The sequence below is a fragment of the Serratia sp. TSO36 genome (assembly GCF_057808395.1).
Window position 1 is genome coordinate 81,299 of record NZ_JBJZOU010000029.1, and the last position, 22,510, is coordinate 103,808.

21 protein-coding genes are annotated in these 22,510 nt (G+C 60.6%); 11 read left to right on the forward strand and 10 right to left on the reverse strand.

Annotation, left to right across the window (positions count from 1 at the left end):
* The first annotated feature begins 101 nt into the window (after positions 1–101).
* The gene (gene slmA / locus ACK3CV_RS24595) at positions 102–698 is read left to right on the forward strand and encodes a nucleoid occlusion factor SlmA (protein ID WP_025304700.1); all 597 of its coding nucleotides are present in this window, start codon (positions 102–104) and stop codon (positions 696–698) included.
* 31 nt (positions 699–729) lie between these two features.
* Here slmA and pyrE read toward each other — a convergent pair whose 3' ends face one another.
* Both pyrE and rph read right to left on the reverse strand, forming a co-directional pair.
* Positions 730–1,371, reverse strand: coding sequence for an orotate phosphoribosyltransferase (gene pyrE / locus ACK3CV_RS24600; RefSeq protein WP_004931204.1), 642 nt, complete (start codon positions 1,369–1,371; stop codon positions 730–732).
* A gap of 96 nt (positions 1,372–1,467) precedes the next feature.
* The gene (gene rph / locus ACK3CV_RS24605) at positions 1,468–2,184 is read right to left on the reverse strand and encodes a ribonuclease PH (protein ID WP_025160305.1); all 717 of its coding nucleotides are present in this window, start codon (positions 2,182–2,184) and stop codon (positions 1,468–1,470) included.
* A 126-nt stretch (positions 2,185–2,310) separates the two neighbouring features.
* Between rph and ACK3CV_RS24610 the strand changes: the two genes are divergently transcribed.
* A complete protein-coding gene (locus ACK3CV_RS24610; protein ID WP_164040049.1) occupies positions 2,311–3,174 on the forward strand; it encodes a YicC/YloC family endoribonuclease in 864 nt (287 codons plus the stop codon).
* A gap of 55 nt (positions 3,175–3,229) precedes the next feature.
* Here ACK3CV_RS24610 and ACK3CV_RS24615 read toward each other — a convergent pair whose 3' ends face one another.
* The gene (locus ACK3CV_RS24615) at positions 3,230–3,619 is read right to left on the reverse strand and encodes a hypothetical protein (protein ID WP_164040047.1); all 390 of its coding nucleotides are present in this window, start codon (positions 3,617–3,619) and stop codon (positions 3,230–3,232) included.
* 362 nt (positions 3,620–3,981) lie between these two features.
* Between ACK3CV_RS24615 and ACK3CV_RS24620 the strand changes: the two genes are divergently transcribed.
* Positions 3,982–5,166, forward strand: a complete 1,185-nt coding sequence (locus ACK3CV_RS24620; RefSeq protein ID WP_004931212.1) for a NupC/NupG family nucleoside CNT transporter — start codon at positions 3,982–3,984, stop codon at positions 5,164–5,166.
* 34 nt (positions 5,167–5,200) lie between these two features.
* Here the strand turns inward: ACK3CV_RS24620 and ACK3CV_RS24625 are convergent, their stop codons facing one another.
* Positions 5,201–5,635, reverse strand: a complete 435-nt coding sequence (locus ACK3CV_RS24625; RefSeq protein WP_047569999.1) for a DUF3574 domain-containing protein — start codon at positions 5,633–5,635, stop codon at positions 5,201–5,203.
* A 253-nt stretch (positions 5,636–5,888) separates the two neighbouring features.
* Here ACK3CV_RS24625 and ACK3CV_RS24630 point away from each other — a divergent pair, with 253 nt between their 5' ends.
* From ACK3CV_RS24630 to recG, 6 genes are all read left to right on the forward strand, one after another.
* Entirely contained in the window at positions 5,889–6,506 is a 618-nt protein-coding gene (locus ACK3CV_RS24630) for a trimeric intracellular cation channel family protein (protein ID WP_025304704.1), read from the forward strand.
* A 211-nt stretch (positions 6,507–6,717) separates the two neighbouring features.
* The gene (gene gmk, locus ACK3CV_RS24635) at positions 6,718–7,341 is read left to right on the forward strand and encodes a guanylate kinase (protein WP_033636481.1); all 624 of its coding nucleotides are present in this window, start codon (positions 6,718–6,720) and stop codon (positions 7,339–7,341) included.
* 54 nt (positions 7,342–7,395) lie between these two features.
* Complete coding sequence (gene rpoZ, locus ACK3CV_RS24640; protein ID WP_004931221.1) at positions 7,396–7,671, forward strand: DNA-directed RNA polymerase subunit omega; 276 nt, start codon at positions 7,396–7,398, stop codon at positions 7,669–7,671.
* An 18-nt stretch (positions 7,672–7,689) separates the two neighbouring features.
* A complete protein-coding gene (gene spoT / locus ACK3CV_RS24645) occupies positions 7,690–9,801 on the forward strand; it encodes a bifunctional GTP diphosphokinase/guanosine-3',5'-bis pyrophosphate 3'-pyrophosphohydrolase (RefSeq protein WP_033636482.1) in 2,112 nt (703 codons plus the stop codon).
* Positions 9,802–9,806: 5 nt separating this feature from the next.
* Entirely contained in the window at positions 9,807–10,502 is a 696-nt protein-coding gene (gene trmH, locus ACK3CV_RS24650; RefSeq protein WP_164040045.1) for a tRNA (guanosine(18)-2'-O)-methyltransferase TrmH, read from the forward strand.
* Complete coding sequence (recG, locus tag ACK3CV_RS24655; RefSeq protein WP_033636486.1) at positions 10,499–12,580, forward strand: ATP-dependent DNA helicase RecG; 2,082 nt, start codon at positions 10,499–10,501, stop codon at positions 12,578–12,580. Before trmH ends, recG begins: the two co-directional genes overlap by 4 nt.
* 42 nt (positions 12,581–12,622) lie before the next feature.
* On the opposite strand, the gene gltS is transcribed toward recG, so the two are convergent.
* Positions 12,623–13,834, reverse strand: a complete 1,212-nt coding sequence (gene gltS, locus ACK3CV_RS24660) for a sodium/glutamate symporter (protein ID WP_033636489.1) — start codon at positions 13,832–13,834, stop codon at positions 12,623–12,625.
* Positions 13,835–14,074: 240 nt separating this feature from the next.
* On the opposite strand from gltS, the gene ACK3CV_RS24665 reads away from it, so the two are divergent.
* Together ACK3CV_RS24665 and ACK3CV_RS24670 are read left to right on the forward strand one after the other, a co-directional pair.
* The gene (locus ACK3CV_RS24665; protein WP_019452186.1) at positions 14,075–15,475 is read left to right on the forward strand and encodes a nucleobase:cation symporter-2 family protein; all 1,401 of its coding nucleotides are present in this window, start codon (positions 14,075–14,077) and stop codon (positions 15,473–15,475) included.
* 128 nt (positions 15,476–15,603) lie between these two features.
* Positions 15,604–17,265, forward strand: coding sequence for an AsmA family protein (locus tag ACK3CV_RS24670; protein WP_049195727.1), 1,662 nt, complete (start codon positions 15,604–15,606; stop codon positions 17,263–17,265).
* A gap of 36 nt (positions 17,266–17,301) precedes the next feature.
* Here the strand turns inward: ACK3CV_RS24670 and fabY are convergent, their stop codons facing one another.
* The 5 genes from fabY to typA all read right to left on the reverse strand — a co-directional run bounded on the left by fabY (position 17,302) and on the right by typA (position 22,230).
* The gene (gene fabY / locus ACK3CV_RS24675) at positions 17,302–18,249 is read right to left on the reverse strand and encodes a fatty acid biosynthesis protein FabY (RefSeq protein ID WP_033636491.1); all 948 of its coding nucleotides are present in this window, start codon (positions 18,247–18,249) and stop codon (positions 17,302–17,304) included.
* A 21-nt stretch (positions 18,250–18,270) separates the two neighbouring features.
* Complete coding sequence (gene dtd / locus ACK3CV_RS24680; RefSeq protein WP_016929644.1) at positions 18,271–18,708, reverse strand: D-aminoacyl-tRNA deacylase; 438 nt, start codon at positions 18,706–18,708, stop codon at positions 18,271–18,273.
* Complete coding sequence (locus tag ACK3CV_RS24685; protein ID WP_033636493.1) at positions 18,705–19,598, reverse strand: virulence factor BrkB family protein; 894 nt, start codon at positions 19,596–19,598, stop codon at positions 18,705–18,707. Before ACK3CV_RS24685 ends, dtd begins: the two co-directional genes overlap by 4 nt.
* Positions 19,599–19,649: 51 nt before the next feature.
* Positions 19,650–20,240 (reverse strand): glucose-1-phosphatase, encoded by a 591-nt coding sequence (gene yihX, locus ACK3CV_RS24690; protein ID WP_164141692.1) that lies wholly within the window; start codon positions 20,238–20,240, stop codon positions 19,650–19,652.
* 166 nt (positions 20,241–20,406) lie between these two features.
* A complete protein-coding gene (typA, locus tag ACK3CV_RS24695; RefSeq protein WP_004931243.1) occupies positions 20,407–22,230 on the reverse strand; it encodes a ribosome-dependent GTPase TypA in 1,824 nt (607 codons plus the stop codon).
* Positions 22,231–22,510 lie beyond the last annotated feature (280 nt).

The window sequence follows — 22,510 nt, forward strand, 5'->3', positions numbered from 1 at the left end:
GCATCGTAAAAAAGCTATCACATAAGCCGCACAGAGCCTGCTCTGCAGCGGCCGGTGCACGGGTTTCCGTCAGTTAAGTTTTAGCAAGGGTCTAATCAGACATGGCAGAAAAAGAAAATACGAAAAGGAATCGGCGCGAGGAAATATTGCAGGCGTTAGCCCAGATGCTGGAGTCCAGCGACGGCAGCCAACGCATCACCACCGCCAAGCTCGCCGCGAACGTGGGTGTTTCTGAAGCTGCGCTGTACCGGCATTTCCCCAGCAAGACACGGATGTTCGACAGCCTGATCGAGTTTATCGAAGACAGCCTGATCACCCGCATCAACCTGATCTTGCAGGACGAGAAAGAGACGTTTAATCGTCTGCGCCTGATTTTACTGCTGATTCTGGGCTTTGCGGAACGCAACCCGGGGCTGACGCGCATCATGACCGGCCACGCGCTGATGTTTGAACAGGATCGCCTGCAGGGCCGCATCAACCAGCTGTTCGAACGCATCGAGGCGCAGCTGCGACAGGTGCTGAAAGAGCGCAAATTGCGCGAAGGCAAAGGCTTTATCGTCGATGAAACGCTGCTGGCCAGCCAGCTGCTGGCCTTCTGCGAAGGCATGTTGTCGCGCTATGTGCGTTCGGAATTCCGCTATCGCCCAACGCAGGAATTCGACGCCCGCTGGCCGCTGTTGGCGGCCCAGCTGCAATAAAGATAACGCCGGGCATGCCCGGCGTTTTTACTTACACCCCGTACTGCTCACGGTAAGCGCGCACCGCCGCCAGGTGGTCCGCCATTTCCGGCTTCTCTTCCAGATAGGCGATCAGGTCCTTCAGCGTCACGATCGAAATCACCTTGCAGTGATAGTCGCGTTCCACTTCCTGAATGGCGGAGATATCTGCGCGGCCGCGTTCCTGACGGTCGAGGGAAATCAGCACGCCCGCCAGCGAAGCGCCGCTGGCGCCGATGATTTCCATCGACTCGCGGATCGCGGTGCCGGCGGTGATCACATCATCCACCAACATCACGCGCCCCTGCAGCGGGCTGCCTACCAGCGAACCGCCTTCGCCGTGGGTCTTGGCTTCCTTGCGGTTAAAGCAGTAAGGCACGTCGCGCTCATGGTGTTCCGCCAACGCCACCGCCGTAGTGGTGGCGATAGGAATGCCTTTATAGGCCGGGCCAAACAGCAGGTCGAAATCGATGCCGGAGTCCATCAGAGCTTCGGCGTAGAAGCGCCCCAACAGCGCAAGATCGCGCCCGGTATTAAACAGGCCGGCGTTGAAGAAATACGGGCTGGTGCGGCCGGACTTCAGGGTGAACTCGCCGAATTTCAATACCTGCTTGTTAAGCGCGAACTCGATAAACTGGCGCTGATAGGCTTTCATTACTGCTTCTCCTCGTCTGAATCTGCTTGGGTCTTGTCATTACTGCCGCCCGATCGCCGGGCATAAAAAAGGCGACTTCTCAGTCGCCTTAAAAAATCAGTCCGCCAGCGCCGCTTTCTGCGCCTGGAAGATGGTTTCGATGCCCCCTCGGGCCAGCGCCAATAGCGCCAACAGCTCATCGTGGCTGAACGGCTCGCCTTCGGCGGTGCCCTGCACCTCAATCATGCGGCCATCTTCCATCATCACCACGTTCATGTCGGTTTCCGCCGCGGAGTCCTCCACATACTCCAGATCGCACAGCGCTTCGCCATTGACGATGCCGACGGAAACCGCCGCCACCATGCCCTTCATCGGGTTGGCTTTCAGCTTGCCGTTGGCCACCAGCGTGTTCAACGCATCGGCCAGCGCCACGCAGGCGCCGGAGATCGAGGCAGTTCGGGTACCGCCGTCGGCCTGCAGTACGTCGCAGTCGAGGGTGATGGTGAATTCACCGAGCTTTTTCAGGTCTACCGCGGCGCGCAGCGAGCGGGCGATCAGGCGCTGGATCTCCAGCGTGCGGCCACCCTGTTTGCCTTTGGCGGCTTCACGAGCGTTGCGGCTGTGGGTGGAGCGCGGCAGCATGCCGTACTCGGCGGTGATCCAACCTTGCCCCTGGCCTTTCAGGAAGCGCGGAACGCCCTCTTCTACCGTGGCGGTGCACAAGACTTTGGTATCGCCAAACTCAACCAGCACTGAACCTTCAGCGTGTTTGGTATAGTGACGGGTCAGTGTCAGGGGGCGAACTTGCTGTGGTGCTCTGCCTGCAGGACGCATGGGCTCTCTCCGGCTTCAAATCAACTATTGGCTGCGCATTATACGGGCTTCGTGACGTAATGCCTATCCTGCCCGCAGCCGCGACGCTATAATCGCCCCATCTTTTCCTATTACGGGTACGCATCAATGATCCGCAGCATGACCGCCTACGCCCGGCGTGAAATCAAGGGTGAATGGGGCAGCGCAGCCTGGGAGCTGCGTTCCGTTAACCAGCGCTACTTAGAAACCTACATCCGCCTGCCGGAACAATTCCGCAGCCTGGAGCCGGTGATCCGTGAACGTATCCGTGGCCGCCTGACCCGCGGCAAAGTCGAATGCAACCTGCGTTTCGAGCTGGATCCAAGCGCGCAAAGCTCGCTGATCCTGAACGAAAAACTGGCCAAACAGCTGGTCGAAGCCGCCAACTGGGTGAAAATGCAGAGCGACGAAGGTGAAATCAACCCGATCGACGTGCTGCGCTGGCCGGGCGTGATGTCCGCGCAGGAGCAGGATCTGGACGCCATCAGCGCCGAGCTGATGCAGGCGCTGGACGGCGCGCTGGATGACTTTATCGTCGCACGCGAAAGCGAAGGTGCCGCGCTGAAAACGCTGATCGAACAGCGCCTCGACGGCGTCAGCGCCGAAGTGGTCAAAGTGCGCGCCCAGATGCCGAACATCCTGCAATGGCAGCGCGAGCGCTTGGTCAGCAAGTTGGAAGAAGCCCAGGTACAGCTGGAAAACACCCGCCTGGAGCAGGAGCTGCTGCTGATGGCGCAGCGCATCGACGTCGCCGAAGAGCTGGACCGTCTGGAAGCGCACGTGAAAGAGACGCACAACATCCTGAAGAAGAAAGAAGCCGTCGGCCGCCGCCTCGACTTTATGATGCAGGAGTTCAACCGCGAATCGAACACCCTGGCCTCCAAGTCGATCAATGCCGACGTCACCGCTTCCGCCATCGAGCTGAAAGTGCTGATCGAGCAAATGCGCGAGCAGATTCAGAACATCGAGTGATCCTGCCCCACATGCCATCAAGCCCGCGCCAAGCGGGCTTTTTTATGGCTGCAGATCAGCGATGGGCGGCCGCCTGCTCTTCATCAATCAGCCCCATTTTCTGCAGCTGCACCGCAATGCTCCAGGTTGAGCGCTCGAACTCATCGCTCAGCGCTTCCAGCGTCGCCCCGGCCGCATGGCTCTCACGCAGCCGCAGTTTTTCTTCTTCCGGCCAGGGGAAGTAGGCATTGGCCAGCCGGCCCTCGGCCAGATTCTTCTGCCGCTTCTCCTCCGGCGTTAGCCGGGCTTTTTTCTGCAGTTCGGCTTCACCGTCGAACTCGTTGGCCAACGCGAACAGCAGGCGGATAGCCTCCGGCGCACAGGCCGCCGAAGCCGGTCTCAACAGCTCGCCGGTGTCGGGATTAACGCCGTTGGCCAGCGCCCTGAGCAACGTGCCGGTATTCATCGTTCGCCTCCTTGTCCGAGAAAATACGCGCCGGTCGTGGCGCCTTGTTCAGGCATTTTTCTTTGCCTCTCTCGAGAAAACCACACTTTACGCCATGAAAAAGCGCCAGTTGCGAGCCAGATTCCAGGCGTTTGCACGCGAGTGACGGCGATTGCATCAGGTTGCGAGCCGGAAGGCCTCTGGGCAACCGGCTCACCGGGAAGCTTATGAAAAACTGCCGAGCAGCGCGTGCGGATGACAATCGGCAAGATATCCCGCACGCCATAAGTATTTTGTTCTAATTATCACGCAAGGTAATGAAAGGACGGCGATGCTGTGGCTAAATGTGTTTTTTCTCTGCCCGTGAACCGTACGGACCGTTTATGCCACAAATTCTGCAATTTATTATGGCTCTGGTGGTGATCATCGCCCTGGCGCTGCTGGTCAGCAATAATCGCAAGAAAATCCGCCTGCGCTATATCATCCAGCTGCTGGTGATCGAAGGCGCGCTGGCCTATTTCTTCCTGCACTCCGCCAGCGGGCTCAGCGTGATCAAACACGTCGCCGGCTTCTTCGACACCCTGCTCGCCTACGCCGCCCAAGGATCGGAGTTCGTGTTCGGCGGCATGAGCAAGGATGGTCTGGCATTCATCTTCCTCGGCGTTTTGTGCCCTATCATCTTTATTTCCGCCCTGATCGGCATTTTGCAGCATTTCCGCATCCTGCCGCTGATCATTCGCCTGGTCGGCACCTTGCTGTCCAAGGTCAACGGCATGGGCAAGCTGGAATCGTTCAACGCCGTCAGCACGCTGGTGCTGGGGCAGTCGGAGAACTTCATCGCCTATAAAGGCATCATCGGCGATATCTCGCCGCGCCGCATGTACACCATGGCCGCGACCGCCATGTCGACGGTATCGCTCTCCATCGTCGGCGCCTACATGTCGATGATCGACGCGCAGTACGTGGTGGCGGCATTGATCCTTAACATGTTCAGCACCTTCATCATTCTGTCGATCATCAACCCGTATCAGGTCGAAGACGAGCCGGAGCTGAAGCTGAACAAACTGCATGAAGATCAGAGCTTCTTCGAAATGTTGGGCGAATACATTCTGGCCGGCTTCAAGATTGCGATGATCATCGCGGCGATGCTGATCGGCTTTATCGCGCTGATCTCCGCCGTCAATGCGTTGTTCTCCGCGGTGCTCGGCATCAGCTTCCAGCAGATCCTCGGCTATGTGTTCTATCCGCTGGCCTGGCTGATCGGTATCCCGGCGGAAGAGGCTCTGAAGGCGGGCAGCATCATGGCGACCAAACTGGTGGCCAACGAATTCGTGGCGATGATTGAGCTGAAGAAAATCGCGGCGGAGCTGTCGCCGCGCGGGCTGGGCATTCTGTCGGTGTTCCTGGTGTCGTTCGCCAACTTCGCCTCCATCGGCATCGTCGCCGGCGCCATCAAGGGACTGAACGAGCAGCAAGGCAACGTGGTTTCCCGTTTTGGCCTGAAGCTGGTTTACGGCTCGACGCTGGTGAGCCTGCTGTCGGCGGCCATCGCCGGCCTGGTGCTGTAATCCCCACTCCCGGCCGCAGGGCCGGGAGTTCGCTTTAAAACGCCACGCACACCGGCGCATCCACCCGCATTACCGAATCCTGCGCAAACTGCTGCTTGTAGCCGCTGCGCAGCGCCTCGATATTCGCCTCGCTCTCTTTGCCCGGCGCATGGATCAGCAGCAGCGCCTTGCTGTTCTCGCGCGCCAGCTTGCCATCGTGGCCCAGCCACTGCCCTTTGGCATCAAAGACCGTCAGCCCGTCTTTAAAGCGCGGCGTCACCTGGCTATCGACGAAGGTTTGCCACTCGGCGGCGGTGATCGCCGGCCCCGCCGGGCGATTCAGGCCGAAGTAGAGCGTTGTCTGCACCAGCGGATCGCCGGTGCGGCAAGCCGGGGCGGGTGGCACAGCCTGGTGGCCTGGCGCCACGCAGCCGCTCAGCAGCAGGGCGGCCACCACGGCGCCGGCGGCCAATCTCGGGGAGTTTTTCATCTGCAGTCTCGGTTTATCGGTTGAAGGATTCGCTGCAAAAAGCATAGTCAGCGATGGAAACCAGCGCGAAATTTCTAATGCTTTCATCAACAGCCAGATGTTAAAAAAGGCTGGTTATCGGCAATAAAAACGGAGTTTGGATTAGCTAAATTAATCCGAAACGCCATCGGTGAAAAAAACTCAGTGGCGCGCGCCATCGGCGGCGATTACCCTGCCGGCCATCATTCTGACGCAAGTACGCTGTGAATCCCTTATGTTACTGAGCATCCTTTATATCATCGGCATCACCGCCGAAGCCATGACCGGCGCGCTGGCGGCCGGCCGCCGCCAAATGGACATGTTCGGCGTGATCATCATCGCTTCGGTCACGGCGATCGGCGGCGGGTCGGTGCGCGATATGCTGCTCGGGCATTTTCCATTGGGCTGGGTCAAACACCCGGAATACATCGTCATCGTCGCGATAGCGGCGATCGTCACCACCTGGGTGGCTCCCCTGATGCGCCATTTGCGCCGCCTGTTCCTGGTGCTCGACGCCGTCGGCCTGATCGTCTTCTCCATCATCGGCGCGCAGGTGGCCCTGGATATGGGACACAGCGCCATTATCGCCGCCATCGCCGCGGTGATCACCGGCGTCTTCGGCGGGGTGCTGCGCGACATGTTCTGCAACCGCATCCCGCTGGTTTTCCAGAAGGAGATCTACGCCGGCATCTCCTTCAGCGCCGCCTGGCTGTATATCGGCCTGCAGCACCTCAGCCTGCCGCACAATCTGGTGGTGATCCTCACGCTGGTCGCCGGCCTGAGCGCACGCCTGATCGCCCTGCGCTTCCGCCTCGGCCTGCCGGTGTTCAACTACCAGCATCCGGATCACTGATCTCGGGGCGGCAACGCGCCGCCGCCGAGGCCAAAACTGCAGAAATGTTGCCCTTCGACGCGCAAATTCGCTCATTCGCCGCTTTTTCCGCGCAAAGCCTCGGGCAAAATGCGAGCTAACGCTGCACCCGGCGCGTTAGCCGTGTATACTGTGCGGAGAAAATACACATCCGCTGTTATTGGCATATCAACCGTTATCAACGAACATCATCATGGCTCAAGGCACGCTTTATATTGTCTCTGCTCCCAGTGGCGCAGGTAAATCAAGTCTGATTCAGGCTTTGTTAAAGACGCAACCGCTGTACGACACGCAGGTTTCGGTTTCGCACACCACGCGCGACAGCCGCCCGGGTGAAAATCACGGCGAGCACTATTTCTTCGTCTCGAAAGACGAATTCCGCCGGATGATCGAGCAGGACGCGTTTCTTGAGCACGCCGAAGTGTTCGGCAACTATTACGGCACCTCGCGCGCCGCCATCGAACAAGTATTGTCGACCGGCGTGGACGTGTTTCTGGATATCGACTGGCAGGGCGCGCAGCAAATCCGCGCCAAAATGCCGCAAGCGCGCAGCATCTTCATTTTGCCGCCGTCGAAGGAAGAACTGGGTCGCCGCCTGCGCGGGCGCGGGCAGGATTCCGAAGAGGTGATCGCCAAGCGCATGGCTCAGGCCGTGGCGGAAATGACGCATTACGCGGAGTACGATTACCTGATCGTGAACGATGATTTCGATCTGGCGCTGTCCGATCTGAAGACCATCATTCGCGCCGAACGCCTGCGTTTGGGCCGCCAGTTGCTGCGGCATGACGCTTTAATCAGCAAACTATTGGCAGACTGAAGGCAGTTTCAGTATCATGCCCAGTCTTTTCGTCACCTGTGGAGTAGCACAAATATGGCACGCGTAACTGTTCAAGACGCTGTAGAGAAAATTGGTAACCGTTTTGACCTGGTGTTGGTCGCTGCTCGTCGGGCGCGTCAGATCCAGACCGGCGGCAAAGATGCACTGGTTCCGGAAGAGAACGACAAGTACACCGTTATCGCCCTGCGCGAAATCGAAGAAGGCCTGATCACCAGCCAGATCCTCGACGTGCGTGAGCGCCAGGAACAGCAAGAGCAGGAAGCCGCAGAGATTCAAGCGGTTACCGCGATTGCTGAAGGTCGTCGTTAATTAGACTGCGAGTCCGCCTTGTACCTGTTTGAAAGCCTGAATCTGCTGATTCAACGTTACCTGCCCGAGGAGCAGATTAAGCGCCTCAAACAGGCATACCTCGTCGCGCGCGACGCGCACGAGGGCCAGACACGCTCCAGCGGTGAGCCTTACATTACTCACCCGGTCGCCGTGGCCTGCATCCTGGCGGAAATGCGTCTCGATCACGAGACGCTGATGGCGGCATTGCTGCACGACGTCATCGAAGACACCCCAGCCACCTATCAAGATATGGAACAGCTGTTCGGCAAGAGCGTCGCCGAACTGGTTGAGGGCGTCTCCAAGCTCGACAAGCTGAAGTTCCAGGACAAGAAAGAAGCGCAGGCGGAAAACTTCCGCAAGATGATCATGGCGATGGTGCAGGATATCCGCGTCGTGCTGATCAAGCTGGCCGACCGTACGCACAACATGCGCACCCTCGGTTCGCTGCGCCCCGACAAACGCCGGCGCATCGCGCGTGAAACCCTGGAAATCTACAGCCCGCTCGCCCACCGTCTGGGTATTCATCACCTGAAGACCGAGCTGGAAGAGCTGGGCTTCGAGGCGCTGTACCCGAACCGTTATCGCGTGATCAAGGAAGTGGTGAAAGCCGCACGCGGCAACCGCAAAGAGATGATTCAAAAAATCCTCTCCGAGATCGAAGGGCGACTGACCGAAGCCGGCATCGCCTGCCGCGTCAGCGGGCGGGAAAAACACCTCTACTCCATCTACCTCAAGATGCATCTCAAAGAACAGCGTTTCCATTCCATCATGGATATCTACGCGTTCCGGGTGATCGTGAAAGAGGTCGATACCTGCTACCGCGTGCTCGGCCAGGTGCACAGCCTGTACAAACCGCGCCCGGGGCGAGTGAAAGATTACATCGCCATTCCCAAGGCCAACGGCTATCAATCGCTGCATACCTCGCTGATCGGCCCGCACGGCGTGCCGGTCGAAGTGCAGATCCGCACCGAAGACATGGACCAGATGGCTGAGATGGGGGTAGCCGCGCACTGGGCTTACAAGGAAAGAGAACAGGGCGAAACCGGCACCACGGCGCAGATCCGCGCCCAGCGCTGGATGCAGAGCCTGCTGGAACTGCAGCAAAGCGCCGGTAGTTCGTTTGAGTTTATCGAGAGCGTCAAATCCGATCTGTTCCCGGATGAGATTTACGTTTTCACCCCGGAAGGCCGCATCGTCGAGCTGCCCGCCGGCGCCACGCCGGTCGATTTCGCCTATGCGGTGCATACCGATATCGGCCATGCCTGCGTCGGCGCGCGCGTCGATCGTCAGCCGTACCCGCTGTCGCAGTCGCTGACCAGCGGCCAGACCGTCGAGATCATCACCGCGCCGGGCGCGCGGCCCAACGCCGCCTGGCTGAACTTCGTGGTCAGCTCGAAAGCGCGCGCCAAAATTCGCCAGATGCTGAAGAACCTCAAGCGCGACGACTCCGTCGGCCTCGGCCGCCGTCTGCTCAACCACGCGCTGGGCGGCAGCCGCAAGCTGGCCGAAATCCCGCCGGAAAACATTCAGCACGAGCTGGATCGTATGAAGCTGGCGACGCTGGACGATCTGCTGGCGGAAATCGGCCTCGGCAACGCCATGAGCGTGGTGGTGGCGAAGAACCTGCAGGGCGATCAGTCCAGCCTGGGCGCATCCTCCGGCGTGCGCAACCTGGCCATCAAGGGCGCCGACGGGGTGTTGATCACCTTCGCCAAGTGCTGCCGCCCGATTCCGGGCGATCCGATTATCGCTCACGTCAGCCCGGGCAAAGGGCTGGTGATCCACCATGAGTCCTGCCGCAATATTCGCGGCTATCAGAAAGAGCCTGAGAAGTTCATGGCGGTCGAGTGGGATAAAGAGACCGAGCAGGAGTTCATCGCCGAGATCAAGGTGGATATGTTCAACCACCAGGGCGCGCTGGCCAACCTGACGGCGGCGATCAACGCGGCCGAGTCCAATATTCAGAGCCTGAACACCGAAGAGAAAGACGGTCGGGTTTATAGCGCCTTTATCCGCTTGACCACCCGCGATCGCATCCATTTGGCAAACATTATGCGTAAAATCCGTATCATGCCGGATGTGATCAAAGTTAACCGCAACCGAAACTAGCGCTTATGAGTCCTGAACGCTATGCGCGGATTTGTGAAATGCTCGCGACCCGGCAGCCGGATTTGACGGTCTGCCTGGAGCAAGTGCACAAGCCGCATAACGTCTCCGCCATTATCCGCACCGCCGACGCCGTCGGCGTGCATCAGGTCCACGCCGTGTGGCCCACCACCCGCATGCGCACCCTGGTTTCCTCCGCCGCCGGCAGCAACAGCTGGGTCAGCGTCAAAACCCATCGCACCATCGGCGACGCGGTCGGTCATCTGAAAGCGCAGGGCATGCAAATTCTGGCCACCAATCTGTCTGCGCGCGCGGTCGATTTCCGCGAGGTGGACTACACCCGGCCCACCTGCGTGCTGCTCGGCCAGGAAAAAACCGGCATCACCGAAGAAGCGCTGGCGCTGGCCGATCGGGACATCGTCATTCCGATGATCGGCATGGTGCAATCGCTCAACGTCTCCGTGGCCTCGGCGCTGATCCTGTATGAAGCGCAGCGCCAGCGGCAGAACGCCGGCCTGTATCGCCGCAACAACAGCATGCTGGATGAAGAAGAGCAGCAGCGTCTGCTGTTCGAAGGCGGCTACCCGGTGCTGGCCAACGTAGCCAAGCGCAAAGGGCTGCCGCGCCCGCAGATTGACGAGCAGGGCCAGGTGGTCGCCAGCGCCGAATGGTGGGCGGCCATGCAGGCGACGGTGCGCAAATGAAAGGCCGCCTGCTGGATGCTGTCCCACTCACCACGCTTTCCGGGGTTGGCGCCAGCCAGGCGGGCAAACTGGCCAAACTCGGCCTCGAGACCATTCAGGATCTGCTGCTGCACCTGCCGCTGCGCTACGAAGACCGCACCCGCCTCTACCCGATCAACGATCTGCTGCCGGGCATCTACGCCACGGTAGAAGGGGAAGTGCTGCGCAGCGACATCAGCTTCGGCCGCCGCCGCATGCTGACCTGCCAGATCAGCGACGGCACCGGCATCCTCACCATGCGGTTCTTCAACTTCAACGCCGCAATGAAGAACAGCCTGGCCACCGGCCGCCGCGTGACCGCCTACGGCGAGATCAAGCGCGGCAACCACGGCGCGGAAATCATCCATCCGGAATACCGCATTCAGGGTGAAGCCAGCGAGGTTGAGCTGCAAGAGTCGCTGACGCCGGTCTACCCCACCACCGAAGGGGTGCGGCAGGCCACGCTGCGTAAGCTAACCGATCAGGCGCTGGAGCTGCTGGATACCTGCGCTATCGCCGAGCTGCTGCCGCCGGAGCTGAGCGGCGGCCTGATGAGCCTGCCGCAGGCGCTGCACACCCTGCATCGCCCGCCGCCGGACATCCAGCTGGCGGATCTGGAGCTGGGCAAACACCCGGCGCAAAAACGCCTGATCCTTGAAGAGCTGCTGGCGCATAACCTCAGCATGCTGGCGGTGCGCGCCGGCGCGCAGAGCTATCAGGCGCAGCCGCTGCTGCCGGACGATCGGCTGAAAAACCGTTTTCTCGCCCAGCTGCCGTTCTCGCCGACCGGCGCGCAAACGCGCGTGGTGGCCGACATCGAAGCCGATATGCAAAAAGACTTCCCGATGATGCGGCTGGTGCAGGGCGACGTCGGTTCCGGCAAAACGCTGGTGGCGGCGCTGGCGGCGCTGCGCGCCATCGCGCACGGCAAGCAGGTAGCGCTGATGGCACCGACCGAGCTGCTGGCCGAGCAGCACGCCAACAATTTCCGTCAGTGGTTTGAACCGCTGGGGCTGGAGGTCGGCTGGCTGGCCGGCAAACAGAAAGGCAAGGCGCGCATCGCGCAGCAGGAGGCTATCGCCAGCGGCCAGGTGTCGATGGTGGTCGGCACCCACGCCATCTTCCAGGAGCAGGTGCAGTTCAACGGCCTGGCGCTGGTGATCATTGATGAGCAGCACCGCTTCGGGGTGCATCAGCGGCTGGCACTGTGGGAGAAAGGCGAAGAGCAAGGCTTCCACGCCCATCAGCTGATCATGACCGCCACGCCGATCCCGCGCACGCTGGCGATGACCGCCTATGCCGATCTCGATACCTCGGTCATCGACGAGCTGCCGCCGGGCCGCACGCCGGTGACCACCGTCGCCATCCCCGATACCCGCCGCGCCGACATCATTCAACGGGTGAAGAGCGCCTGTCTGGAAGAGGGGCGGCAGGCTTACTGGGTATGTACGCTGATCGAAGAGTCCGAGCTGCTGGAAGCGCAGGCGGCGGAAGCCACCTGGGAAGAACTGAAAACCGCGCTGCCAGAGCTGAAGGTAGCGCTGGTGCACGGCCGCATGAAAGCGCAGGAAAAGCAGGCGGTGATGCAGGCGTTTAAACAGGGCGAGCTGCAGCTGTTGGTGGCCACTACGGTGATCGAAGTCGGCGTCGACGTGCCGAACGCCAGCCTGATGATCATCGAAAACCCGGAGCGGCTGGGCCTGGCTCAGCTGCACCAGCTGCGCGGCCGCGTAGGGCGCGGCGCCGTGGCCTCACACTGCGTGCTGCTGTACAAAACGCCGCTGAGCAAGACTGCGCAAACGCGCCTGCAGGTGCTGCGCGACAGCAACGATGGCTTCGTCATCGCGCAGCGCGATCTGGAGATCCGCGGCCCGGGCGAGCTGCTGGGCACCCGCCAGACCGGCAGCGCCGAATTCAAGGTGGCGGATCTGCTGCGCGATCAGGCGATGATCCCCGAAGTGCAGCGCGTCGCTCGCCATCTCCATCAGCACTATCCGGAGCACGCCCAGGCACTGATCGAACGCTGGCTGCCGGAGAAAGCGCGCTACTCCAACGCATAAAAAAGGGCGCCGCAGGCGCCCTTTTCGCGATGAACCGTGATATCACCCCACCGCCGGGAACACCGGCAGCAGCAGATACAGCTTGATGACGATGGCATTGGCGATATCGATAAAGAACGCCCCCACCATCGGCACCACCAAAAACGCCACGTGCGACGGGCCGAAGCGATCGGTGATCGCCTGCATGTTGGCGATCGCCGTCGGCGTGGCGCCCATGCCGAAGCCGCAGTGGCCGGCGGCCAGCACCGCCGCGTCGTAGTTCTTGCCCATCACCCGATAGGTGACGAAGATCGCGTACAGCGCCATGACCAGCGTCTGCACCGCCAGGATCGCCAGCATCGGCAGCGCCAGCGAGGCCAGCTCCCACAGGCGCAGGCTCATCAACGCCATCGCCAGGAACAGCGACAGGCTGACGTTGCCCAGCACCGACACCGCCCGCTCGAACACGGTATAGAAACCGGTGAAGGCCAGCGTGTTGCTGAGGATCACCCCGACGAACAGCACGCAAACGAAGTTCGGCAGTTCAAACACCGTGCCGCCCAGCAGGCCGGCAATCAGCTGCCCCAGGCTCAGACAGATGGCGATCATGGCGATGGTTTCGATCATCACCAGCGAGGTGATCAGACGGCCGCTTTCCGGCTTCTCGAAGCCGCTCGGCTGCACGCTGTCATCCGGGGTGCCTTCCGGCGTGGAGGAGTGCTTGACCAGATAGCGCGCCACCGGGCCGCCGATCAGGCCGCCCAGCACCAGGCCGAAGGTGGCGCAGGCCATGGCGACTTCCGTGGCGTTCTCGAAGCCGTAGCGCTCGATGAATAGCTTGCTCCAGGCCGCCCCGGTGCCGTGGCCGCCCGACAGGGTGATCGACCCGGCGATCAGGCCCATCAGCGGATCCAACCCCAGCATTTTCGCCATGCCGATGCCGATGGCGTTCTGCACGATAAGCAGCCCCAGCACCACGAACAGGAACACCACCAGCACCTTGCCGCCGGCGCGCAAACGCGCCAGGTTGGCGTTCAGGCCGATGGTGGCGAAGAAGGCCAGCATCAGCGGATCCTTCAGCGACATGTCAAAACTGATTTCCCAGTTGACGAGCTTTTTCAGGGCTAACAGCAGGAGGGCCACCAGCAAACCGCCGGCGACGGGAGCGGGAATGGTATATTTTCGCAGCAGGGGAATGGTTCTGACGCACTTGCCCCCGAGGAGCAAAACCAACGTCGCCGCGACTAACGTGCCATAAGTATCAAGATGAAACATCCAGGTACTCCATGTAAGGGAAAAGATCCAAATAAAAATAATAAGTTATAGAAAACCACTTAGTTTTTAAACTTGATGAGTGCAGGATTAGAAGTAAAAAACGCTGAGATGACAAGAAAAAATGAATGAAAATGCGACATAAACAGGAAAGTCGGCAACATAATATTTACGCGCAACCGTTTGCTTTTGTGGGGCGGAGCATTAAAATGCCTGCTTTGCCGTATCTGGAAACGCCACACCATGAGCATGTCATCCTCCGAGCTTGATGCCGCGCGCCAAGCCGCCTCAGAACCCCGCGCCAGTGAACTGATTTATCGCCTGGAAGATCGCCCGCCGCTGCCGCAAACGCTGTTTGCCGCCGGCCAGCATCTGCTGGCGATGTTCGTCGCGGTGATCACCCCGGCCCTGCTGATCTGCCAGGCGCTGGGCCTGCCGGCACAGGATACCCAGCACATCATCAGCATGTCGCTGTTCGCCTCTGGTCTGGCTTCCATTCTGCAAATCAAAACCTGGGGGCCGGTGGGTTCCGGGCTGCTGTCGATTCAGGGCACCAGCTTCAACTTCGTTTCGCCACTGATCATGGGCGGCCTGGCGCTGAAAAACGGCGGCGCCGACGTGCCGACCATGATGGCCGCGCTGTTCGGCACCCTGATGGTCGCCTCCTGCACCGAAATTCTGCTGTCGCGCGTGCTGCATCTGGCGCGCCGCATCATCACCCCGCTGGTTTCCGGCATCGTGGTGATGATCATCGGCCTGTCGCTGATTCAGGTCGGCCTGACCTCGATCGGCGGCGGCTACGCCGCGATGAACGATCATAGCTTCGGCTCGCCGAAAAACCTGCTGCTGGCCGGCGCGGTGCTGGCGGTAATCATCCTGCTGAACCGCCAGCGCAACCCTTACCTGCGCGTGGCTTCGCTGGTGATCGCCATGGCAGTCGGCTATCTGTTGGCCTGGGCGATGGACATGCTGCCCGCCGACGCACCGGCGGCCCCCACGGCGGCAATCACCATCCCCACGCCGCTCTATTACGGCCTGGGCTTCGACTGGAACCTGCTGCTGCCGCTGATGCTGATTTTTATGGTCACCTCGCTGGAAACCATCGGTGACATCACCGCCACCTCCGACGTCTCCGAACAGCCAGTCAGCGGGCCGCTGTACATGAAGCGCCTGAAGGGCGGCGTGCTGGCCAACGGCCTGAACTCGATGCTGTCGGCGGTGTTCAACACCTTCCCCAACTCCTGCTTCGGCCAGAACAACGGCGTGATCCAACTGACCGGCGTCGCCAGCCGCTACGTCGGCTTCGTGGTGGCGCTGATGCTGATCGCGCTGGGGCTGTTCCCGGCGGTGGCCGGCTTCGTGCAGCACATCCCTGAGCCGGTACTGGGCGGCGCGACCATCGTGATGTTCGGCACCATCGCCGCCTCCGGCGTGCGTATCGTATCGCGCGAGCGTCTGAACCGTCGCGCCATCATGATCATGGCGCTGTCGCTGGCCGTCGGCATGGGCGTCTCCCAGCAGCCGCTGATCCTGCAGTTCGCGCCGGACTGGCTGAAAACCCTGCTCTCTTCCGGCATCGCCGCCGGCGGTATTACCGCTATCGTGCTGAATCTGGTGTTCCCGCAGGAACACGAGAAGAAGTAACCCGTCCCTCGGCGTTCAAACGGTCGCTTGCGGCCGTTTTTTATTGTCTATCAGACCATTGCCCTTGAGATGCCCGGCCAATTGCGGCATAAACAGGGTATCTTTTTTGACCGATGCGGATGTAGACGATGAAATTTATCGGAAAGCTGTTGCTGACGTTGCTGCTGCTGATCGTGCTGGCGGCAGTGGTGCTGTACCTGGTGGGGCAAACCCGCTGGGCGGCAGGCCGCCTGAGCGCCTGGATCAGCGACAACAGCGAATACCGCCTGTCGATAGGAAAAATCACCCATTCGTGGAGCCAGCCGAACCAGATCGCGCTGGAAGACGTGCAGCTGGCGCGCAACGGCCAGCCGCAGGCGCTGGTCGCCAAACGCGTCGATCTCGGCCTCAGCCTGCGCCAAATCACCGAACCGCGCTATTTCCACAGCGTCACGCTGCGCGACGGCACGCTGAACGTGCAGCCGCAGGCGGCGGCGCTGCCTGTACAGGCCGACGTGCTGCAGCTGAGCAATATGGCGTTGCAGTCCAACGATAGCGAGTGGCAGCTCAACGCGCAGCAGGTCACTGCCGGCATCACGCCGTGGCGCCCGCTGGCCGGCCATCTGCTGGGGGACAACAACCAGTTCCAGTTCAGCGCCGGTTCGATGACGCTGAACGGCATCCCCGCCTCGAAGGTGTTGATGCAGGGGGAGCAGAAGCAGGGCCAGCTGCTGTTGAACAACTTCGGCGCCGATCTGGCGCAGGGCGACCTGACCGGCGTGGCCAGCCGCGCCGCCGACGGCAGTTGGCAGGTGGATCGCCTGCGGCTGAGCGGCGTGCGCATGCAGACCCCGCTGACGCTGGCGGAATTCATGCAGCGCTTTACCACCCTGCCGCCGGTCACCCTCAAGCGTTTCGATCTGATCGACGCGCGCCTGGAAGGCAAGGCATGGGCGTTTAACGATCTCGATCTGTCGCTGCAAAACGTCAGCGTCGAAAAAGGCGACTGGCGCAGCGAAGACGGCTCGCTCAACGTCAACGCCAGCGACGTGATCAACGGCGGCTTCCACCTGATCGATCCGATCGCCACCCTGCGGCTCTCCTCCGCCGGCATCGCCATTCAACAGTTCACCACCCGCTGGGAAGGCGGGCTGCTGCGCACCTCCGGCAACTGGCTGCGCGCCGGCAAACGCCTGCAGCTGGATGAAGTGGCCATGGCGGCGCTGGAGTACACCTTGCCGAGCGACTGGCGCGAACTGTGGCTGAAACCGCTGCCGGACTGGCTGGCGGAGGTGTACGTCACCAAGCTGACCACCAACCGCAATCTGATCATCGATATCAACCCGGCATTCCCGTTCCAGATCACCGCGCTGGACGGCTACGGCAGCAACCTGCTGCTGGCGCGCGATCGCCAGTGGGGCATATGGTCCGGATCGCTCAACCTGAACGGCAGCGAGGCGACCTTCAACAAGATAGACGTGCGGCGCCCTTCGCTGACGCTGAACGCCGACGCCAATCAGATTAACGTCTCCGAGCTCAGCGCCTTTATGCCTAATGGGTTGCTTGAGGCCAAAGCGACCGTCGATCAACTGCCGGGCAAGCCGTTCCAGCTGACGCTGCACGGCCGTTCGGTACCGATCAACACCTTGCAGCAATGGGGATGGCAGCCGGTGCCGCTGACGGGCGACGGCAACCTTGAGCTGCAGTTGAAAGGGCTGCTGAACAGCGACGGGCCGTTCAAAGCCTCGTTGAAGGGAAATCTGCAGGCCACCGCCGGCGACGGCCAAGCGGTGAACCAGCAACTGCCGTAATGCCCTGCGCGGCCCGCCCTCAGGCAGGCCGCCGTCTTACTCTTCCAGCGCCTCAGAGCCGCCCTGATCCAACGGCACATCCGGCTCGGCCGGCAGCACCATGTAGGTGCCTTCGAACACCGCGCCTTTATCCTCGTCGCCGAACAGATGCACTTCGGCGTGCACGCGCGCGCGGCGGCCGCGCGCCAGACGCGCCAAATCGCCGCTCAGCGAGCCGAGATCCGCCACCGCCCGCGGCCTGCCGGTGATCGGTTTGCTGTAGCGAATGTGCGCGTCCGCCAGAATGATGGTGCCACCGAGATGGCGCTCGCGCAGCAGCAGCCAAATCAGCCCCCAGGCGGTCAGCGTCGCCAGCGAGAACAGGCTGCCGGCGAACAGCGTGTGGTGCGGATTCTGGTTGCCGGTCTCGGGCATGGTGGTGACGAAGCGCTGGCCGGTGTATTGGCTGATGCGCACGCCCATCTTTTCGCTCAGCGGGATGTGTTCATACCAGGCCTGCTGCAGTTGGCCGCACCAGTCGGGACGATGCAGGATATCGTCCAGCGTCGCTACCGGTTTGATCATCAAAAAGTGGCGGATCGGGGTGGTCTGCGGCGCAGTGATCTCCCCCTGATTGACGAACCCCAGCTTGGCGAAGAAGTCCACCGCGTCTTCACGGGCGCTGCACACCACCCGCTTCACGCCTTCCTGCCGCGCAACGGATTCCAGCGTCATCGCCACCAGCGTTCCCAGCCCTTTATCCTGCAGCGTCGGGTCTACCGCCAGAAAACGGATCGCCGCCTCGTTGTCGGCATTGATGTACAGCCGCCCGATGGCGACGATTTTACCTGCCTCGTCCACCACCATTTGGTGGTGGGCCATGGCGTCATAGGCATCCTTTTCCGAACCCACCGGCTGGTGCAGCGGCTTGCGCAGCATTTCCCAGCGAAACTGGTAATACTCCTTCAGTTCTTGCTCTGTTACGGGTACTCGTAGGTGATACATAGACGCCTGTTCTCCGAATGCTTAGACCTGTAGCCAGAATGTCACCGGACCATCGTTGACCAGCGCCACCTGCATGTCGGCGGCGAATTCGCCGGTCTGGGTCTCTACGCCGCGTTCGCGGCACTGGCCAACAAAATATTGATACAACCGATCTGCGACCAAAGGTGCGGCGCCGCGCGAGAAGCTGGGCCGCATGCCCTTTTGGGTGTCCGCCGCCAGGGTGAACTGCGAAACGACCAGCACGCTGCCCCCGGCCTGCTGGACGTTGAGATTCATCTTGTCGTTCTCGTCGCCGAAAATGCGGTATCCCAACACGCGTTCGCACAGGCGCTGCGCTTTTTGCTCGTTATCGCCCTGCTCCACGCCCAATAACACTAACAAACCGGGGCCAATCTTGCCTACCGTCTCGCCACCCACCGTGACGCTGGCGTTTAACACCCGTTGAATCAACGCAATCATTCCTGCTGCCCTTCTGGTTTCTGTTCCTGTTGCTCCGCCTTCTGCCGGCGGTAGTCGCGGTATTCGCCGATGGTCACGGTGATTTCCGCGCCGAGTAACACGATACACCAGCTCCAGTAGACCCACAGGAATAAAATCGGGATCACCGCCAGCACGCCGTAAATCAGCTGATAGGAGGGGAACATGGTGACGTACAGCGCGAATCCCTTCTTGCCCAGCTCGAACAGCAAGCCGGCCACCAGCGCGCCAATCAGCGCGTCTTTGGGCGGCACCCGCACCGTCGGCACGATGCAATACAGCAGCCAGAAGGAAGCACACGACAAAATCAGCGGGAAGATGCGCAGCACCTGATCCACCAGGCCGTTGACGCCGGTCTGCGCCAGCCAGTTGAGCGACAGCAGATAGGAACTGATGGCCATGCTGGCGCCAACCAGCAGCGGCCCCAGCGTCAGCACCATCCAGTACACGGCGAAGGAGAAGACGATCGGCCGCTTGTTCTTGCTGCGCCAGATGGTGTTCAGCACGCTGTCCACCGAGGAGATCAACAGCAGCGCGGTGACGATCAGCCCGCAGGTGCCGACGGCGGTCATCTTGTTGGAGTTGGCGACGAACTGTTCCAGGTAGTTCTGTATGACGTTGCCGGCGGCCGGCACGAAATTGGAAAAGATAAAGCTCTTCAGCTGCTCGCTGATGTCGGAAAACATCGGGAAAGCGGCGAACAGCGCGAACACCACGGTGACCAGCGGCACCAGCGACAGCAGGGAAACATAGGCGAGATGGCCCGCCAACATCGTCAGGCCATCGTGATCGATACGCTGGTACAGCAGCCGTCCGAAGGTGACGCCGGGCTTAATCGCAGAGGGCAGCTTCTTGCGGCGGAAAAACGACATGGTCACTCCTTGATGTCCGTTGATACGCCTTAAGCTTAACGCGCCCTGCTCTCATTGAGCAAAATAGGCCGGCACTACGTCGCGATCGGTGACGTGCACCGTCTTGATCCCCAGCGCCTGCGCGGCGAGGACGTTCGCCGGGTGATCGTCGAAGAACACCGCGTCGGCGGCGGCGATGTTTTCCGCGGCCAGCACATGCTGGTAGATCTCGGCCTCCGGCTTGCGCATGCCGAGATCTTGCGACAGATAGAGATGATCGGCGGCGGCGGCCACTTCAGGATAGTGCTGCGGCCAGTAGTTGCAGTGCAGACGGTTGGTGTTCGACAGCACCACCACCCGGTGGCCCTCGTTGCGCAGGCGCTGCATGATGTCGATCACTTCCGGACGCAGCGCGACGAATACCGCCTGCCAGCCGGTGGCGAACTGCTCGAAGCTGAGCGCGATGCCCATTTCATCACACAGCTTGCCGGCGAAGTCTTCGTCGCTGATTTCACCGCGCTCATGCTGCTGGAACACCTCACCCATAGTGAAACGATCGGACAGCACCGCCAACGGCGTGCCGCTCAAATTGCTCCACACGCCCAGCACACGCTTGAAATCGATATCGACGATCACATTACCTAAATCAAAGATATACAGCATAGTCCTCTCCTGATGGGCCGGTGAGATTTCACTGTAGCGGGAAAAGGAACAGCTGAACAGGGAGCGAACGGAAAAGCGCATAGCGCGCCGCACAAACGGGGAACAACAGAGGAAAAAACTCAGGGCGCGAGAACCGCGCCCTAAGCATGAGGCACTCAATCAGCGATTAAGCGTCTTTAGGACCGCGGCTGGCGCGCTTACGATCGTTTTCCGTCAGGTGACGCTTACGGATACGGATCGAGGTTGGCGTCACTTCTACCAGTTCGTCGTCATCGATGAACTCCAGAGCTTGCTCCAGGGTCATTTTGATGGCCGGAACCAGGGTAGTCGCTTCGTCAGTACCGGAAGCACGCATGTTGGTCAGCTTCTTACCGGTCAGGCAGTTTACGGTCAGGTCGTTGGAACGCGAGTGAATACCGATGATCTGGCCTTCATACACTTCCGCACCGTGGCCCAGGAACAGCTTGCCGCGATCCTGCAGGCCGAACAGCGCGAACGCGACCGCTTTGCCCTGGCCGTTGGAGATCAGCACGCCGTTCTGACGCTGGCCCACTTCGCCCGGACGCACGTCGTCGTAGTGGCTGAAGGTGGAGTACAGCAGACCGGTGCCCGAAGTCATGGTCATGAATTCGTTACGGAAGCCGATCAGACCGCGGCTTGGGATCACGTAGTCGAGACGCACGCGGCCCTTACCGTCCGGATCCATGTTTTTCAGGTCGGCTTTACGCTCGCCCATCGCCTGCATCACGGAACCCTGATGCTGCTCTTCGATATCCAGCGTCACGTTCTCGAATGGCTCCTGCTTGCGGCCATCGATTTCACGGAAGATAACTTTCGGACGGGAAACCGCCAGCTCGAAACCTTCGCGACGCATGTTTTCGATCAGCACCGACAGGTGCAGTTCGCCACGGCCGGAGACGCGGAAGGCGTCCGCATCGTCGGTTTCTTCAACGCGCAGCGCCACGTTGTGCACCAACTCCTTGTTCAGACGGTCAAGGATCTGACGCGACGTCACGTACTTGCCTTCTTTACCGCAGAACGGCGAGGTGTTGACGTTGAAGAACATGGTGACGGTCGGTTCGTCGACGGACAGCGCCGGCAGCGCTTCTACGGCGTTGGTGTCGCAGATGGTGTCGGAGATGTTCAGCTCGCCCAGGCCGGTGATGGCGATGATGTCGCCCGCTTCCGCCAGGGTGCTGTCGATACGCTCCAGACCCAGGTGGCCCAGCACTTTGCCCACTTTACCGTTGCGAGTTTTACCTTCGCTGTCGATGATGGTGACCTGCTGGTTCGGCTTCACTTTACCGCGCTTGATGCGGCCGATGCCGATAACGCCCAGGTAGTTGTTGTAGTCCAACTGGGAGATCTGCATCTGGAATGGCGCTTCCAACTCAACCTGCGGCGCAGACACGTGGTCGACGATCGCCTGATACAGCGGGGTCATGTCTTCCGCCATGTCGGTGTGGTCGACGCCGGCGATGCCGTTCAGCGCAGAAGCGTAGATGATCGGGAAGTCGAGCTGCTCGTCGGTCGCGTCGAGGTTCACGAACAGGTCGAACACCTGATCCACAACCCAGTCAGGGCGCGCGCCAGGACGGTCAACCTTGTTGATGACCACGATCGGCTTCAGACCGTTGGCGAAGGCCTTCTTGGTCACGAAGCGGGTTTGCGGCATAGGGCCATCCATTGCATCCACAACCAGCAGCACCGAGTCAACCATCGACATCACGCGCTCTACCTCGCCGCCGAAGTCGGCGTGTCCCGGGGTATCCACGATGTTGATACGGTAACCGTTCCAATTAATGGCGGTGTTTTTTGCGAGGATGGTAATCCCACGCTCTTTCTCCAAATCGTTGGAGTCCATTACGCGTTCGGTGGCTTCCGCACGCTCTCCGAAAGTACCGGATTGTTGCAGCAGCTTATCAACCAGGGTGGTTTTACCATGGTCAACGTGGGCAATAATGGCGATGTTACGCAAATTTTCGATCACAGCTTTGCCTCGGGCATTAGAAATAGCGCGCTATTGTACACGTATTAAGCGAGGGACTAAACAAGATCACAACCATCTCTTATAAACAACCGCGTACCGGTCAGTTTGTGATCCCTTTCACGGTGCAAAAAGCCGCAATCGCTGCACTTTTGCACCATTTCGGTGCTCGCACCCACCGTCATTGCACCATAACAGTGCAATTTATCGTTGATGGTGCATACTGTGGCTGGGTAAAACCCGCGCAGAAAGGCGATGAACGCCTTTTTAAAAAGTTGGCACG

What these genes read in the sequence shown, in the direction of transcription:
- ACK3CV_RS24610 (WP_164040049.1), top strand. Translation starts at nt 2,311, where the DNA reads ATGATCCGCAGCATGACCGCCTACGCCCGGCGTGAAATCAAGGGTGAA.
- ACK3CV_RS24670 (WP_049195727.1), top strand. Translation starts at nt 15,604, where the DNA reads ATGAAATTTATCGGAAAGCTGTTGCTGACGTTGCTGCTGCTGATCGTG.
- dtd (WP_016929644.1), bottom strand. Translation starts at nt 18,708, where the DNA reads ATGATTGCGTTGATTCAACGGGTGTTAAACGCCAGCGTCACGGTGGGT.
- trmH (WP_164040045.1), top strand. Translation starts at nt 9,807, where the DNA reads ATGAGTCCTGAACGCTATGCGCGGATTTGTGAAATGCTCGCGACCCGG.
- slmA (WP_025304700.1), top strand. Translation starts at nt 102, where the DNA reads ATGGCAGAAAAAGAAAATACGAAAAGGAATCGGCGCGAGGAAATATTG.
- ACK3CV_RS24665 (WP_019452186.1), top strand. Translation starts at nt 14,075, where the DNA reads ATGAGCATGTCATCCTCCGAGCTTGATGCCGCGCGCCAAGCCGCCTCA.
- ACK3CV_RS24615 (WP_164040047.1), bottom strand. Translation starts at nt 3,619, where the DNA reads ATGAATACCGGCACGTTGCTCAGGGCGCTGGCCAACGGCGTTAATCCC.
- ACK3CV_RS24685 (WP_033636493.1), bottom strand. Translation starts at nt 19,598, where the DNA reads ATGTCGTTTTTCCGCCGCAAGAAGCTGCCCTCTGCGATTAAGCCCGGC.
- gltS (WP_033636489.1), bottom strand. Translation starts at nt 13,834, where the DNA reads ATGTTTCATCTTGATACTTATGGCACGTTAGTCGCGGCGACGTTGGTT.
- gmk (WP_033636481.1), top strand. Translation starts at nt 6,718, where the DNA reads ATGGCTCAAGGCACGCTTTATATTGTCTCTGCTCCCAGTGGCGCAGGT.
- ACK3CV_RS24630 (WP_025304704.1), top strand. Translation starts at nt 5,889, where the DNA reads ATGTTACTGAGCATCCTTTATATCATCGGCATCACCGCCGAAGCCATG.
- rph (WP_025160305.1), bottom strand. Translation starts at nt 2,184, where the DNA reads ATGCGTCCTGCAGGCAGAGCACCACAGCAAGTTCGCCCCCTGACACTG.
- fabY (WP_033636491.1), bottom strand. Translation starts at nt 18,249, where the DNA reads ATGTATCACCTACGAGTACCCGTAACAGAGCAAGAACTGAAGGAGTAT.
- ACK3CV_RS24625 (WP_047569999.1), bottom strand. Translation starts at nt 5,635, where the DNA reads ATGAAAAACTCCCCGAGATTGGCCGCCGGCGCCGTGGTGGCCGCCCTG.
- ACK3CV_RS24620 (WP_004931212.1), top strand. Translation starts at nt 3,982, where the DNA reads ATGCCACAAATTCTGCAATTTATTATGGCTCTGGTGGTGATCATCGCC.
- pyrE (WP_004931204.1), bottom strand. Translation starts at nt 1,371, where the DNA reads ATGAAAGCCTATCAGCGCCAGTTTATCGAGTTCGCGCTTAACAAGCAG.
- rpoZ (WP_004931221.1), top strand. Translation starts at nt 7,396, where the DNA reads ATGGCACGCGTAACTGTTCAAGACGCTGTAGAGAAAATTGGTAACCGT.
- recG (WP_033636486.1), top strand. Translation starts at nt 10,499, where the DNA reads ATGAAAGGCCGCCTGCTGGATGCTGTCCCACTCACCACGCTTTCCGGG.
- yihX (WP_164141692.1), bottom strand. Translation starts at nt 20,240, where the DNA reads ATGCTGTATATCTTTGATTTAGGTAATGTGATCGTCGATATCGATTTC.